At 72.0% G+C, this 12758-nt stretch carries 14 protein-coding genes; 6 read left to right on the top strand and 8 right to left on the bottom strand.

The window, feature by feature from the left end; translation table 11 throughout:
* Positions 1 to 44: 44 nt before the first annotated feature.
* Both OG242_RS03595 and OG242_RS03590 read right to left on the bottom strand, forming a co-directional pair.
* The gene (locus OG242_RS03595) at positions 45 to 251 is read right to left on the bottom strand and encodes a DUF5999 family protein (protein ID WP_018522503.1); all 207 of its coding nucleotides are present in this window, start codon (positions 249 to 251) and stop codon (positions 45 to 47) included.
* A 323-nt stretch (positions 252 to 574) separates the two neighbouring features.
* A complete protein-coding gene (locus tag OG242_RS03590) occupies positions 575 to 1171 on the bottom strand; it encodes a hypothetical protein (RefSeq protein ID WP_405896757.1) in 597 nt (198 codons plus the stop codon).
* A gap of 482 nt (positions 1172 to 1653) precedes the next feature.
* On the opposite strand from OG242_RS03590, the gene OG242_RS03585 reads away from it, so the two are divergent.
* Complete coding sequence (locus OG242_RS03585; RefSeq protein ID WP_405896756.1) at positions 1654 to 3159, top strand: glutamate-cysteine ligase family protein; 1506 nt, start codon at positions 1654 to 1656, stop codon at positions 3157 to 3159.
* A 76-nt stretch (positions 3160 to 3235) separates the two neighbouring features.
* Here OG242_RS03585 and OG242_RS03580 read toward each other — a convergent pair whose 3' ends face one another.
* Positions 3236 to 5023, bottom strand: coding sequence for a substrate-binding domain-containing protein (locus OG242_RS03580; RefSeq protein ID WP_405896755.1), 1788 nt, complete (start codon positions 5021 to 5023; stop codon positions 3236 to 3238).
* Positions 5024 to 5207: 184 nt separating this feature from the next.
* Between OG242_RS03580 and OG242_RS03575 the strand changes: the two genes are divergently transcribed.
* The gene (locus OG242_RS03575) at positions 5208 to 5987 is read left to right on the top strand and encodes a CPBP family intramembrane glutamic endopeptidase (protein ID WP_405896754.1); all 780 of its coding nucleotides are present in this window, start codon (positions 5208 to 5210) and stop codon (positions 5985 to 5987) included.
* Between the two features lie 9 nt (positions 5988 to 5996).
* Here OG242_RS03575 and OG242_RS03570 read toward each other — a convergent pair whose 3' ends face one another.
* Positions 5997 to 6815 carry a PhzF family phenazine biosynthesis protein gene (locus tag OG242_RS03570; RefSeq protein WP_405896753.1) on the bottom strand — a complete coding sequence of 273 codons (819 nt, stop codon included), beginning with the start codon at positions 6813 to 6815 and terminating at the stop codon, positions 5997 to 5999.
* Positions 6816 to 6944: 129 nt separating this feature from the next.
* On the opposite strand from OG242_RS03570, the gene OG242_RS03565 reads away from it, so the two are divergent.
* Positions 6945 to 7613 carry a HEAT repeat domain-containing protein gene (locus OG242_RS03565; protein ID WP_405896752.1) on the top strand — a complete coding sequence of 223 codons (669 nt, stop codon included), beginning with the start codon at positions 6945 to 6947 and terminating at the stop codon, positions 7611 to 7613.
* 6 nt (positions 7614 to 7619) lie between these two features.
* A complete protein-coding gene (locus OG242_RS03560) occupies positions 7620 to 8621 on the top strand; it encodes a HEAT repeat domain-containing protein (RefSeq protein ID WP_405896751.1) in 1002 nt (333 codons plus the stop codon).
* Positions 8622 to 8634: 13 nt separating this feature from the next.
* On the opposite strand, the gene OG242_RS03555 is transcribed toward OG242_RS03560, so the two are convergent.
* Positions 8635 to 9057: a nuclear transport factor 2 family protein gene (locus tag OG242_RS03555; protein WP_405896750.1), complete on the bottom strand. Its 423-nt coding sequence runs from the start codon at positions 9055 to 9057 to the stop codon at positions 8635 to 8637.
* Positions 9058 to 9140: 83 nt separating this feature from the next.
* Here OG242_RS03555 and OG242_RS03550 point away from each other — a divergent pair, with 83 nt between their 5' ends.
* Positions 9141 to 9731 (top strand): TetR family transcriptional regulator, encoded by a 591-nt coding sequence (locus OG242_RS03550; protein WP_405896749.1) that lies wholly within the window; start codon positions 9141 to 9143, stop codon positions 9729 to 9731.
* Positions 9732 to 9743: 12 nt separating this feature from the next.
* Here the strand turns inward: OG242_RS03550 and OG242_RS03545 are convergent, their stop codons facing one another.
* Positions 9744 to 10637, bottom strand: coding sequence for an aminoglycoside phosphotransferase family protein (locus OG242_RS03545; protein ID WP_405901498.1), 894 nt, complete (start codon positions 10635 to 10637; stop codon positions 9744 to 9746).
* Positions 10638 to 10698: 61 nt separating this feature from the next.
* Positions 10699 to 11664 (bottom strand): DUF1152 domain-containing protein, encoded by a 966-nt coding sequence (locus OG242_RS03540; protein ID WP_405896748.1) that lies wholly within the window; start codon positions 11662 to 11664, stop codon positions 10699 to 10701.
* Positions 11665 to 11840: 176 nt separating this feature from the next.
* Here OG242_RS03540 and OG242_RS03535 point away from each other — a divergent pair, with 176 nt between their 5' ends.
* Positions 11841 to 12455, top strand: coding sequence for a PadR family transcriptional regulator (locus OG242_RS03535; RefSeq protein WP_405896747.1), 615 nt, complete (start codon positions 11841 to 11843; stop codon positions 12453 to 12455).
* 89 nt (positions 12456 to 12544) lie between these two features.
* Here OG242_RS03535 and OG242_RS03530 read toward each other — a convergent pair whose 3' ends face one another.
* Complete coding sequence (locus OG242_RS03530; protein ID WP_093709803.1) at positions 12545 to 12745, bottom strand: hypothetical protein; 201 nt, start codon at positions 12743 to 12745, stop codon at positions 12545 to 12547.
* Positions 12746 to 12758 lie beyond the last annotated feature (13 nt).

Genomic DNA, 12758 nt, shown 5'->3' with positions numbered 1-12758 from the left:
GGAGACTCCTCCGGGCCGGCCCCCTTTTTTTCCGTACGGGCCGCTCAGGCGGCCTTCATCACCCGGCTCGCCGCCAGGGGCCTGTGCGGGGCGATGATCTGCCCGTCCGGGAGCAGCTCACCGGTGTCCTCGAAGAGCAGGACGCCGTTGCACAGCAGGCTCCAGCCCTGCTCCGGGTGGTGTGCCACCTGGCGGGCGGCTTCCCGGTCGGCTGAGTCGGCTGTCGGGCAGGGTGGCTGGTGCTGGCACATGGAGGGGTTCTTTCGCTGCGTCGAGTTGAGTGGTGTGCGGTGTGAAGAGGTGTTCATGACCGCCCCCGTATCGATCGGTCGGATCCCAGTGTTGCCCTACGGGCGTCAATCCGCAGGGATTTCGCCGCAGCGCTTCCACTCCTCCCATGACGCGTCACCCGGGCGGACGGTTCTCCTCAACTGCACTGTCACTTCGGGTGGTTCGGGGTGGCCGGATGGGACTAGTCCGGATGGGCCGATCGCCCCATGCCAGTGAGCGCGCTGTGCCCCGTCGCCGGGCGAGGGCGACGGGGCACAGCGCGCTGCACGGACGGCCGGCCGCTTCAGGCCGGGGCCGGGGAGCCCAGCAGCGGGCCCGGGCCGGGCATGATGCGGGTGGTGATGACGGGCAGCAGGTCGGCTGCCCGGTGCGGGCGGTGGGCCGCGAAGCCGGGCGGCGCCGGGGCCAGCGGCACCAGCAGGTCGGCCGGGGCGGGGGCGCCGCAGGACGCGTCGGCCTCCGGGTCGCCGTGCAGCCACAGGGCCAGCATGTAGAGGTCGGGGATGGACAGCAGCCTCGGCTGGTAGTGGCCGCCGATCCCCTCCGCCTGGCGCAGCGCCAGCTCCGTCGAGGCGATGTACGGGCCCTCGAAGAAGTGCGAGAAGGCCCAGCCGTCCGCGGTCAGCATGGTGTCCGCCGCCGCGACCGCCCGCTCCGTGCTGCGGATCTGGAAGCGCCAGGCGGCGAGCCGGGTCGCGGGGGCGATTCCGCCCGGGGCGAGGTCCAGCACATGGACGGGCAGCGGGTGTTCGGGGCTCAGCGGTCCCTGAGCGGACCGCAGGGCGGGCGTACGGGCCTCACGGACCGCGGTCGGTGAACCGAGCGCCGCGAGAACGCTGCGCAGCGCGGGCGCGGGGGCCAGGGGAACATGCAGCGGCATAATTGGGTCGCCTCTCACTTCGGAGACACGGTGGTGCGCGGGCGGGTGCAGACGGCGCTGTCGGCGTGCGGGGCCAGAGGAGGCCGGTGACTGAGCCGGTGCGTCAACTCTCTGCCTCGTCCGCGGAGTTTATACGACACGTGTTCACGCGGTGTTTCCACTAGCTGTCGCGGCTATCGCCGACAAGGCGGTATCCGGACTTTATTATGCGGAGATCATGCTGATTCGGCGCGAGCGGCGCAGCCGCCGCCTCGGGTTTTTCCCGCGCCGCGGTCGGCCGAAACCCATCGGGGCTTTACCGGCCCGCCGTACGAGGAAACCGGCCGCTGCCTCATGCCGAGTGAATGTGCCGGGGGCTCCGGCGCTCAGATTAGCGGGTATGCGCCCTCCGCGGGGCGTTACGGATCACGTCCTGCGGGCATTATCGATCGTGATGCGAGCGGCCCGGGCCGCGTGCTGGCCACTCGAGGAGGGACACTTCGATGGGGGAGAAGGTCGTCGCGGGCGCCTTTGACCTGTCCGACCGCCAGAAGTACCGGAAGAAACTGCACCAGTGCCTGGAGGCACTGTCCGGGCTCCTGGCGGAGCGGCGGTTCGACCGGCCGCGCAACCTCATGGGCATGGAGATCGAACTGAATCTCACGGGCGCCGACGCCATGCCGAAGATGTTGAATGGGGAGGTACTGGAGCGCATCGCGAGTCACGATTTCCAGACGGAACTGGGGATGTTCAATCTGGAGGTGAACATAGTCCCCCATCATCTGTCGGGGCGCGTTCTGGATCAGCTGGCCGAAGAGCTGAGGACCGGGCTCGGATATGCCGACCGGAAGGCCGGTGAAGTCGATGCCGGGATCATGATGATCGGAATCCTGCCGACGCTCGGCCGCGACGACATGGTCCGGTCCAATCTCTCCGACGTAGACCGCTACGCCCTCCTGAACGATCAAATGGTGGCGGCCCGCGGCGAGGATTTCTCGCTCGATATCGAAGGCGTCGAGCGGCTGGTCGCCACCGCCGGATCGATCACCCCGGAGGCGGCCTGCACCTCGCTGCAACTGCATCTCCAGGTGACGCCGGAACGCTTCGCCGACGTGTGGAACGCGGCGCAGGCCGTGGCCGCCGTCCAGGTGGCGCTGGGGGCCAACTCGCCCTTCCTGTTCGGCCGGGAGGTGTGGCGCGAGTCCCGGCCGCCGCTGTTCGAGCAGGCCACGGACACCCGGCCGCCCGAGCTGCGCAACCAGGGCGTGCGGCCGAGGACCTGGTTCGGGGAGAAGTGGATCGGTTCGGTCGAGGAGCTCTTCGAGGAGAACCTCCGCTACTTCCCGCCGCTCCTGCCCATCTGCGACGAGGAGGAGCCGCTGCGCGTCCTCGCCGACGGCGGGGTCCCGCAGCTGAAGGAGCTGGTGCTGCACAACGGCACGGTCTACCGCTGGAACCGCCCGGTGTACGGGATCGCCGACGGCGTTCCGCACCTCCGCGTGGAGAACCGGGTGCTGCCCGCCGGCCCGACCGTCGCCGACGTCATCGCCAACACCGCGCTCTACTACGGCCTCGTCCGGGCCATGGCGGAGGAGTCGCGTCCGGTGTGGACCCGGATGCCGTTCTCCGCCGCCGCGGAGAACTTCGAGACCGCGTGCCGCCACGGCATCGACGCCGAGCTGCTGTGGCCCCGGCCCGGCCGGTCGGGCGGGCTGACCCGGGTGCCGGTGGTGAAGCTGGTGCGCGACGAGCTCCTGCCGCTGGCCGCCGCCGGGCTCGACGCCTGGAACGTCGAACCGGTGGACCGGGACCACTACCTCGGGATCATCGAGGAGCGGTGCAAACGGCGGACGAACGGGGCGTCCTGGCAGGCGGACACCTACCACCGGGCGCGCGAGGCGGGGATGGACCGGGGCGCCGCCCTCGCCGCGATGACCCGGCGTTACGGCGAGCTGATGCAGGGCGGCGACCCGGTGCACAGCTGGCCCGCCGGCATCCCGGCGCCGTGACCCGGCCGGCGGCGCCACGGGCGTGAGCCCGCGGTACGGGTACGGGGGCGCCCCCCGTACCCGTACCGCGTCGTCGTTACCGTTCGGCCGCGCGGACGCCCTGGCCGGCGGTCATGACGGCCTGCAGGATCACCGCCTGGATCTCGGCCGGGTCGTTCACCTGGTAGCCGCCGCCCCCGGTGACCTCCGCGATCTCTTCCAGCTCCGCGCTGTCCGCCTCGGGTCCGACCGCGATGGCCAGCAGCGGGACCGGGCGCGTCGGGTCGGCGAGGGACTTCAGCCGGGCGACGAGGTCGGAGCGCGAGATGGACCGGTCGTCCTGGTTCGAGCCGTCGGTGAGGATCACGACCGCGTTGAACTTGCCCTTCACATACGTGCGCTGCGCCTCCTTGTACGCGGCCAGCGCGGTGTCGTACAGACCGGTGGCGCCGTCCGGCACCGGTTGCAGCGCGGCGAACGCGGCGGCGAGCTTCTCCCGGTGGGTGCCGCCGCCCTTCGTGTCGTCCCCGAGCCGGGCGGTCGTCACGAGCCGACGGTAGTCCCTGTCGCCGTCGAGCCTGGTCGCGAACTCCCAGAGCCCGATCTCGTCGTTCGGCGTGAACTGGTTGAGCGCCTGGACCAGCGATGCCTTGGTGACGTCCATCCGGGACTGGTTACGGCCCGGCACGATCGCGGCCATCGAGCCGGACGCGTCGACGACGGTGGTCAGCCGCGCGCTCTGCACCGTGATCGTCCACATGCCGAGCGTCTTCTGGAGCGTCTCGTCAGACGGGGCGGCCGGCTGGGTCGCGTCGTACGGCTGGGGGGATCTGCCACCGGCCGCGGCGACCAGCTTCTCGTCGGCCTCGCCGTCCGTGGTCCGGAAGCCGTGCTCCTTGAGGGTGCTCAGGGAGTCGTCCTCGAAGAGCAGGGTCATGAACCGCATCGCGGCCCGGCCCTCCTCGGTGGTCCGGTGCTGGTTGTCGACCAGCGTGAACGGATAGTCGAGCAGCGGCGTGCCGTCCTCGGGATAGAACAGGTCGAGCTTGCCGTCGCCCGTCGACTCGGCGTTGTGGGCGAAGGCGGCCTGTTCGGAGAGCAGCACCGCGTGATTGCGCGCCGGGTTGCCCTGCTCGGCGTCCGAGCCGTCCTGCGGCAGGGTGGCCACGACCTGGGTGTCGCCGTCCGACATCCGCTGGGCGAGCAGCTTCGCGGTGGCCGCTACCCGGGTGTCGCTGTCGCCGCCCTGCTTTTCCGAGGAGGCGCCGATGCTCGTGAGGGCCAGCAGGCCGGTGGCCGAGCGCCCGGGGTCGGCGGCGCCGAGACGTACCTGGTCGGACTCCATGGCCGCACCCGTCAACTCGGCCCACGAGTACGTCTTCTTCGGCCAGCCGAGGCTCTTGGCGGCGGTGGGCACCGCGGCGAGGGCGACCGGTGAGGTGGCGATGGACTCGCCCGAGGTGATCGGGACGCCGTCCCCCTCGCCCTTGGCGCGGCCGATCCACAGATCGGAGTCGGGGAGCCATATCTGGTAGTCGGGCGTGCTGGTGCCGTTCGCGAGCGCGTCCGCGACCTTGTACGAGTCGCGGGGCACGACGTTCACGTCGAAGCAGCGGCCGTCGGAGCGCACCTCGTCCTCACGTGCCCGGTCGGCGACGGCACGTACGGCGGGGGCGATGTCCGGCGAGGTCATCATGGTCAGGTGGACCGCGCCCTCCTCGCACGACTTCGAGAACGGGAGCAAGCCGCCCTGCGCAGCTATCGCTGTTCCCCCCGCCACGGCGAGAACGAGCAGGGTGGCGATGACCACGGTACGGCGGCGGCGCGGCGGACGGTCCCCGCCTCCGGCCGCCGTGCGGTCATCGGGCAAGCTGTGACGTCCCATGTCGGTGGTGCCCCTCCTTGGAGATGTACAAGGAAAAGGGGGACCACACCATCGGCAATGGTGCTCGTCCCCCGGCCTGTCACGCATGATCTTCGTACCTGCATTCGAGACCCTAGCGGGGCGGTGAGGGACTTGGGACGCGAATGCACAACTGAGAGCAGGTGTACAGGTGGAGGCGGGGTACGTGGCTGATTCCTTTCCCCAGGAGGCCGTGTCACGACGGATTCTCCGGTCCGAGACGGTGCTGGTGCTGGCACTCTCGCTGGGCGCGAGCGGCGTGTCTGCCCTCATCAGTTTTGTCGGATCGCTGACGAAACCGGGGGGTTTGAAGGATCAGGCGGCGACCCTCAACAGCTCTGCCGCCCCGGGCCGTCCCTGGCTGGATCTCGCCTGGCAGCTCTTCGGGATCGCGACCGCGCTGGTGCCCGTCGCCCTGGTGGCGCATCTGCTCCTCAGGGAAGGGGCGGGGCTGCGGGTCCTCGGCTTCGACCGCACCCGGCCGGGTCAGGACGCGGCGCGCGGCGCGGTGGTCGCGGCGTGCATCGGCAGCGCCGGGCTGGCGTTCTATCTGGTGGCCAGGGCCGCCGGGTTCAACCTCACCGTCGTCCCCGAGTCGCTGCCCGAGGTGTGGTGGAAGTTCCCCGTCCTCATCCTGTCGGCCGTCCAGAACTCCGTACTGGAGGAAGTGATCGTCGTCGGGTACCTGCTGCGCCGGCTGGGGCAGTTGGGGTGGACGCCCATGGCGGCGCTGGTGGCGAGTTCGGTGCTGCGCGGCTCGTACCACCTCTACCAGGGCATCGGCGGGTTCATCGGCAACATGGTGATGGGGGTCGTCTTCGTGCTGCTGTACCGGCGCTGGCAGCGCGTGGGCCCGCTGGTCGCGGCACACGCGCTGCTCGACATCGGCGCGTTCGTCGGGTACGCGCTGCTCGCCGGAAAGGTGGGCTGGCTGCCCACGCCGTGAGGCCGCGCCCTACGGCGTGACGAGCAGTTCGCCGTCCAGGACCGTGACCGCGCGGCCCGTCAGCATCGTGCGCGCGCCGCGCAGCGAGGTCCGTACGAGACCAGAGCGGGCCGAGGCCTGGAGTCCGGTCAGCTCGTCGCGGCCGAGGCGGGCCGACCAGAACGGGGCCAGTGCGGTGTGGGCGCTGCCGGTCACCGGGTCCTCGTCGATGCCGACGGCGGGGAAGAAGCCCCGCGAGACGTAGTCGTACCCATGGCCGGGCTCCGCCGCCGCCGTGGCGATGACGCCGCGCCGGGAGAGGCCGGCCAGCGCCGCGAAGTCCGGGGCCAGGCCCCGTACGGCCGCCTCGTCCTTCAGCTCCACGAGCAGGTCCCCGACGTGCGGACCGGTGTCGTGCACTGACACCGGCTCCGCGCCCAGGGCCTCGGCGAGACCGGCGGGAGCGGGTTCGGGCGTCAGCGGGGCGGTAGGGAAGTCCAGCGTGAGCGAGCCGTCCGCATGGGCGGCCGAGGTGAGCGTGCCGCACCGGGCGGCGAAGCGGACGGTGCCGGTCGCCGCGCCTGTGGTGTGCAGGACGTGGGCGGTGGCCAGCGTGGCGTGGCCGCACATGTCCACCTCGGTGACCGGGGTGAACCACCGCAGCGCCCAGTCCGCCTCGCCGCCCGGCGGCAGCGGGTGGGCGAACGCGGTCTCGGAGAGGTTCAGCTCGGCGGCGACCCGCTGGAGGAAGCCGTCCTCGGGGAAGCCCTCGGGGCCGAACAGCAGGACGCCTGCGGGGTTGCCGGTGAAGGGGCGGTCGGTGAACGCGTCTACGGTGCGAATCCTCATGGGCCGACCGTAGGCGTGGCTGCCGCCGGGCAACCAAGGCCAATCGCGGGCCGGTGGCCCCGAATCGAGCACCGGCTTGACCTTGTCACGGTGACAAGGGCTTCACTGAGCCGCGAGGAGGTGGTCCGGATGACCCTGCCGAACGAGGACACGGCCACGAAGCGCGCCCTGCACGGGCTGGAGCACGGTGACGCGTCGGTCCGGCTGCGGACCGCGATGGCGGTCGGCTCGGCGCCGGACGCGCGGCTCGTCGACCGGCTCGTGGAACTGTGTGCGACGGAGCCCGACTTCTCCGTACGGGAGATGCTGACGTGGGCGCTCACCCGGCATCCGCGCGAGCTGACCGTGCCCAGGCTCGTCGACGAGCTCCGCTCGGAGCGTACGCAGGCACGCAGCCAGGCCCTGCACACCCTGTCCAAGACCGGCGACCGGCGGGCATGGCCGGCGATCACCCGGGCGCTGCTGACCGACCCGGACGACGAGGTGGCGCGCACGGCCTGGCGGGCGGCCGTCGTCCTCGTCCCCGAGGGCGAGGAACCCGGGCTTGCCGATGTGCTGGCCGGCCAGCTCGGGCGCGGCGGGCGCGAGACGCGGCTGAGCCTCAGCCGGGCGCTGATCGCGCTCGGCGCGCCGGCCGGACGGGCACTGGACGCCGCGGCCACGCACCCCGAACCCCGCGTCCGGGAGCACGCGCTCGCCACCGAGGAGCTGCGGCGCGACCCGGACGCCGGATTCGACTTCGCGGTCGAGGAGGCGAAGCGGAGGGTCGCGCTCGGGGCGTACGGTCAGGAGGGGTGAGAGACGGTGCTGATCGGTGAGGTGGCGCGGCGGTCCGGGGTCAGCGCGCGCATGCTCAGGCACTACGAGTCGCTGGGGCTGGTGCGGCCCACGGGACGCAACGACGCCGGGTACCGCGAGTACTCCGGCGACGACGTCCGGCGGATCTTCCACATCGAGAGCCTGCGGTCGCTCGGCCTGTCGCTGCGCGAGGTGGGGCGCGCCCTGGACGATCCCGGCTTCAGCCCGGCGGAACTCGTCGACGATCTCGTGCGGCGGACCCGGGAGCGGATCGCGAGCGAGACGGAGCTGCTGACGCGGCTGAGCCGGATCGGGGCCGCGGAGCCTGAGGGCTGGGAGGAGGTCCTGCGTACCGTCGCCCTCCTCCAGGCCCTCGGGTCCAGCAGTCCCGGCACCCGCCAGCGGGCGGCGCTGTCCTCGGGCGGTGAGGCGCCAGTGCCGGTGGAGGCCCTGGTCGAGGCGGTGCTGAGCGAGCGGGACCCGAGCGTGGCCGGTGCCCTGCGGTGGGCGCTGGCCCGGGCGGGCGACGGGCTCGCGCTGCTGGCCGAGGGGCTGGACTCGCCCGTGGCGGAGGTCCGCGCCCGTGCGGTGCGGGCGGTCGCCGGAATTCCGGGCGAGGCGGCGAACGCGTTGCTGCGGGAGGCTCTCGGGCACCCCGACGCCGCGGTGCGCCGGTACGCGGCTCCGGCGCTGGGTGCGCGCGGGGTGGCCGAGGCGGCCCCGACGCTGATCGACATGGTCGCCGAGGCGGTCCGGGACGTGGACGCGGCCGACGCTCTGGGCGTGCTGGCCGCCGAACCGGGGACGGCCGAGCGCATCGCCGCCGGACTCGTCGACCGCCTCGCCGACCGCGTCCTCGACGCCGCCGCCCGCCGCCGCCTCACCCAGGCACTCGCGGACATCCCGGGCCCGACGGCGTCGCGCGCGCTCGCGGAACTCGCGCGGGACGGGGACCGGGGGGTGTCGGTGACAGCGGTGTACCTGCTCGGGCTGCGGGGCGAGGGGTGACGCCGGGTGGGCTTCAGCCTCTGGCGGCGGTGAGGGCGGCTGTGTCCATGTAGTCGCGGACGTGGGTGATCAGGCCGTCGCGGACCCGGAGCACGAGCAGACCGGGCACGGTGAAGGTGCCGCCGCCTGGGGGCCTTGCGACGACCACGTGCTCGGCGACGATCACCTCCGGGTCGGCCGTCTCGTACGCGGACACCGTCCTGACCTCGTCGATCCGTACGGGGCTCGCGCCCCAGACGGCGCCGTAGCCCGTGCGTACGGCCTCGCGGCCCTCGTAGCGCGGCGGAAAGCCGGGGGCGGTGAAGGGGAACTCGTGCAGCGCGCCGGGCGCGTACAGGTCGGCGAGATCGTCGGCGGACTTGTCGAGCATGGCGCGGTGATAGGCGGCCAGGGCCTGGCGGGGGGTGCGGACAGCGGCGGCTTCCTGGTGGGGCATGGACGGCTCCATTCGCTCAACGTCTGTTGAGCGTGACCGTAGGCCGGGAGAGGGTGTTCGGTCAACGGCTGTAGAGTCGCCGCGTGACCTCGCCTCGTCAGACCCGCGCCGACCGTCGCCGTGCCACCGAGGAGCGCATCCTCGACAAGGCGCGGGAGGAGTTCGCCGCCAAGGGGTTCGACCGGACCACCATCCGTGCGGTCGCGGGTGCGGCCGGTGTGGACCCGGCCCTGGTCATGCAGTACTTCGGCTCGAAGCGTGAGCTGTTCGGCCGGGCCGTGCAGACCTTCACCGCACCGGCGCCGGAGGCCGCGGACGCGGACGCGTTCGCCGACCGGATGCTGGCCACGCTGGGCCTGAAACTGGGCGGTCTGCCCGAGGGGACGCTCGCGGTGCTGCGGTCCATGCTCACCGATCCGGCGGCCGCCGATCATGTGCGTACCGCGCTCGGCGGACAGATCGCCGGTGCCGGTGCGGCCGTCCCCGCGCCCGACGACCGCGAACTGCGCGCCGCCCTGGCCGTCACCACGCTGCTCGGGGTGACGATCGGTCACCAGCTCCTGGAGCTTCCCGCCCTGCGCGAGGCATCGCCCGACCGCATCGCCGCGTTGCTGCGGCCCGCGCTCAACGCGCTGGCCGAGGCCGCGCCGGGGCCCGACGCCGCCGGAGCATGACCGGACTCTGCCCTACTCCGACTCCAGCAGGCGGTCCAGGGTCCGGCGGCCCAGCGCGCTCATCGTCGGGTTGCTCTCGGCGTAGTACCAGACGAGGCCCATCGCCTGTTCGAACGCCCAGGCCCGGCCGCGTTCCCATTCCAGGTCGTCGCAGGAGAGGGCGCGCCGGAGTACGTTCCGGGGGCCGGCGTCCAGCAGGTGCCAGGCGCCCACCAGGTCCAGGGCGGGGTCGGCCGGGGCGAAGCCGCCGGTGTCGAGTACGCCGGCGAGGCGGCCGTCCGCGACCAGGACGTTGCCGGGGATCAGGTCGCCGTGGCTCATCACGTCGGGGCTCGTACGGGGCAGCTCGCGGAAGTCCCGCCACAGCCGGCGCAGGCGGTCCACGTCGAGCAGGCCCTCGCTCTCCCGGAAGCAGGTCGCCATCCAGCCGTCGTGGTCGGCGATCACACCACCGCGGTTGTCGCCGTCGAACCGGCGTCCCCGTGTGCCGGCGCCCCGGAGGCCCCCGATGAAGCCCGCCAGGTCCAGCGCGAAGGCGTCCGACGCGCCCGGGTCGGCGTCGAAGGCGTTCGTGCCCGGCAGCCAGGTCTGGACGGACCAGGGCATGGGGTAGCCCGCGCCGGGGCGCCCCAGCGCGACGGGTTCCGGGACGGGGAACCGCGACACCGCCGCCAGCTCCGCGGCCGCCCGGGCCTCCCGTTCCAGGGCCGCCAGCGCCTCGCCGGTGCCGGCCGGGCGCAGCGGGAATCGCGCCGAGAGGGTGTCCCCGATGCGGAAGATGGCGTTGACCGTCCCGGTCGAGGCCAGGGGGCGGACCGCCTCGCCGCTCCACTGGGGGAACTGGTCGCGGATCAGGGCGGCGACGGTCCCGGTGCTCAGGTCGAGTTGGTCGGCGTGCATGGTCAGCCAGTATGGGGAGGCGGGAGCGAGGGGGCGACCGGGTTTCGCGGACGCCGGTTCAGGTACTTCAGTGCGGGAACGTCCTCGGCGGACGCTGACGGGGCAGTGTGGTGCGGAACTCCTCGATGACGGAACTCACCTGCCGCATCAGCGCGGTCCGCTCCAGCAGGCCGAGGTAGAGGTTGCGGCGGGCCAGTCCGGGCAGGTCCACGCAGAAGTACATCGCCATCAGCGGGTTGATGAACAGCTCGCTGTCCTTGGTCCTTTCCGTGAACCGGACGTTGCCGAAGTCACCGCGCACGGCGGCGGCCACGGATCCGTTCACGATGCTCGGGTGGCTCGCCGTGTGGCGCTGGGCGTGCGCCACCGCGTCGAGGTACAGCGCGCCCTCCCGGCCCGACCCGAGCAGTGAGAACGCGCCGAGATAGGAGCCGTCCCGGTCCAGAGCGGCCAGGTTCTCCAGCACGAGCGAGTGGTTCACGCCGTGATACGCGTCCACCCCGAAGCCGAGGCAGGCCACCAGCCGGTGCGGGACCTCGTCCAGTCCGCTTACGGCGGCGAGGCTGGCCATGTCCTCCTCCGGGGTGCCGAGGCCGTGCTCGTCGCCGCGCATCAGGATGTCGGTGCCGCCGTCCACCAGCACGATCGCGTCGACACCACCGAGGTGCTCGATCAGCGTCCGGTAGGCCGCCCGCAGCGGCCCGACCCCGATGCTCGGGAAGGCGTACACGGTCGACGGCAGATCCTGCGTCACGAGCCACCGGGCGAGCGTCCGTTCAGGGAAGTAGTCGCCGCGCACGGGGGTGTCGGGGCCGATGGCCGCGACGTCCTGGTCCACCCACACGTCGAGGTCCAGGCCGTACAGGTCGGCGAAGGACAGGTTGGCGAGGTGCACCTCCTTGCCCGCCGACCGCAGCGCGAATGCGAGCGGAAGCCCCGCGTACACGTCGAAACCGCCGCCCGCACCGGCGATGAGCACCCGTCGCGCGTCGCGCAGACGGGTGAAGAAGGCGGGTTCCCCCAGAGAAATCACCGCATGACGCTAGCAGGAGGGCGGGGCGGCACCGGGGCGATCGGGCCTCATGAGAACGGTGACGGATCGGTGCGACGGCGCAGAGGTTGTCATGCGATCGGTTCCGATATATCGTTGAGGCATCGCGACAGTACAGCGATACCCGTAAAGATCAACGTAGGAAAAGGAGAACGGTCATGCGTTCACATGGATTCGAGCATGGACATGGACATGGCTACGGGCGTGGCCCGGGCGGTCCCGAGGGACGACGTGGGGGATTCGAGGGGCAGCGGGCGGCGTTCGGGCCGTTCGGTCCGCCGTTCGGCGGGGGCCCTTTCGGTGGCGGGCGGAACCGTGGCGGCGGCCGGGGGAGGGCGCGGCGCGGTGACGTACGCGCCTCGATCCTGGCGCTGCTCAAGGACCGGCCGATGCACGGGTACGAGATGATCCAGGAGATCGGCGAGCGCAGCGGCGGGGCCTGGCGGCCCAGTCCGGGCTCGGTGTACCCGACCCTGCAACTGCTGGAGGACGAGGGGCTGATCACCAGCGCGAGCGAGGGCGGCAAGAAGCTGTTCACGCTCACCGACACCGGTCGCACCGAGGCGGAGACCGGGTCCGAGGCGCCCTGGGAAGAGGCCGGGCGAGGTGTCGACTGGGAGAGCATGAACGAGATCCGGCAGGCCGGGTTCGGTCTGATGGAGGCGTTCGGGCAGGTCTGGAAGACCGGCTCGGCCGAGCAGCGCGAGAAGGCGCTCGCGGTCATCAACGACACGCGCAAGAAGCTGTACCTCATTCTCGCCGACGAGCACTGAGCCCCGGCCATGGGCCGGGTGACAGTCGGAGAGGGAGAACCGGGAGGAGCCCGGCGGTTCAGGCCGCCGGGCTCCTCTCCGTTCACGCCTCAGTTCTGATGGGCCTGTTCGGGGCCCGTCCGCCAGATCAGCGCCGCGTCGAAGCAGTCGGACGCGCGCGGATGCGGTCCGTCGTCGTGGCAGTGGAACGCGGACCAGAACAGATCCGCCGGCAGCGCGTCGAGCGGTGCGTGGACCCGGTAGACGTAGTCGCGCCCGTCGAGCGCCGGCAGGGACACCAGCCAGCTCACCCCTGATCCCTCC

This window comes from Streptomyces sp. NBC_00727, from assembly GCF_045161745.1.
In the GTDB taxonomy this organism is placed as follows: domain Bacteria; phylum Actinomycetota; class Actinomycetes; order Streptomycetales; family Streptomycetaceae; genus Streptomyces.
Note: the sequence above shows the minus strand (reverse complement) of the source record. Positions and strands in the feature narration are given on the sequence as shown.

Excerpts from the sequence above, each read along its gene's own strand:
- OG242_RS03595 (WP_018522503.1), bottom strand. The coding sequence starts at position 251 with ATGTGCCAGCACCAGCCACCCTGCCCGACAGCCGACTCAGCCGACCGG.
- OG242_RS03590 (WP_405896757.1), bottom strand. The coding sequence starts at position 1,171 with ATGCCGCTGCATGTTCCCCTGGCCCCCGCGCCCGCGCTGCGCAGCGTT.
- OG242_RS03585 (WP_405896756.1), top strand. The coding sequence starts at position 1,654 with ATGGGGGAGAAGGTCGTCGCGGGCGCCTTTGACCTGTCCGACCGCCAG.
- OG242_RS03580 (WP_405896755.1), bottom strand. The coding sequence starts at position 5,023 with ATGGGACGTCACAGCTTGCCCGATGACCGCACGGCGGCCGGAGGCGGG.
- OG242_RS03570 (WP_405896753.1), bottom strand. The coding sequence starts at position 6,815 with ATGAGGATTCGCACCGTAGACGCGTTCACCGACCGCCCCTTCACCGGC.
- OG242_RS03565 (WP_405896752.1), top strand. The coding sequence starts at position 6,945 with ATGACCCTGCCGAACGAGGACACGGCCACGAAGCGCGCCCTGCACGGG.
- OG242_RS03555 (WP_405896750.1), bottom strand. The coding sequence starts at position 9,057 with ATGCCCCACCAGGAAGCCGCCGCTGTCCGCACCCCCCGCCAGGCCCTG.
- OG242_RS03535 (WP_405896747.1), top strand. The coding sequence starts at position 11,841 with ATGCGTTCACATGGATTCGAGCATGGACATGGACATGGCTACGGGCGT.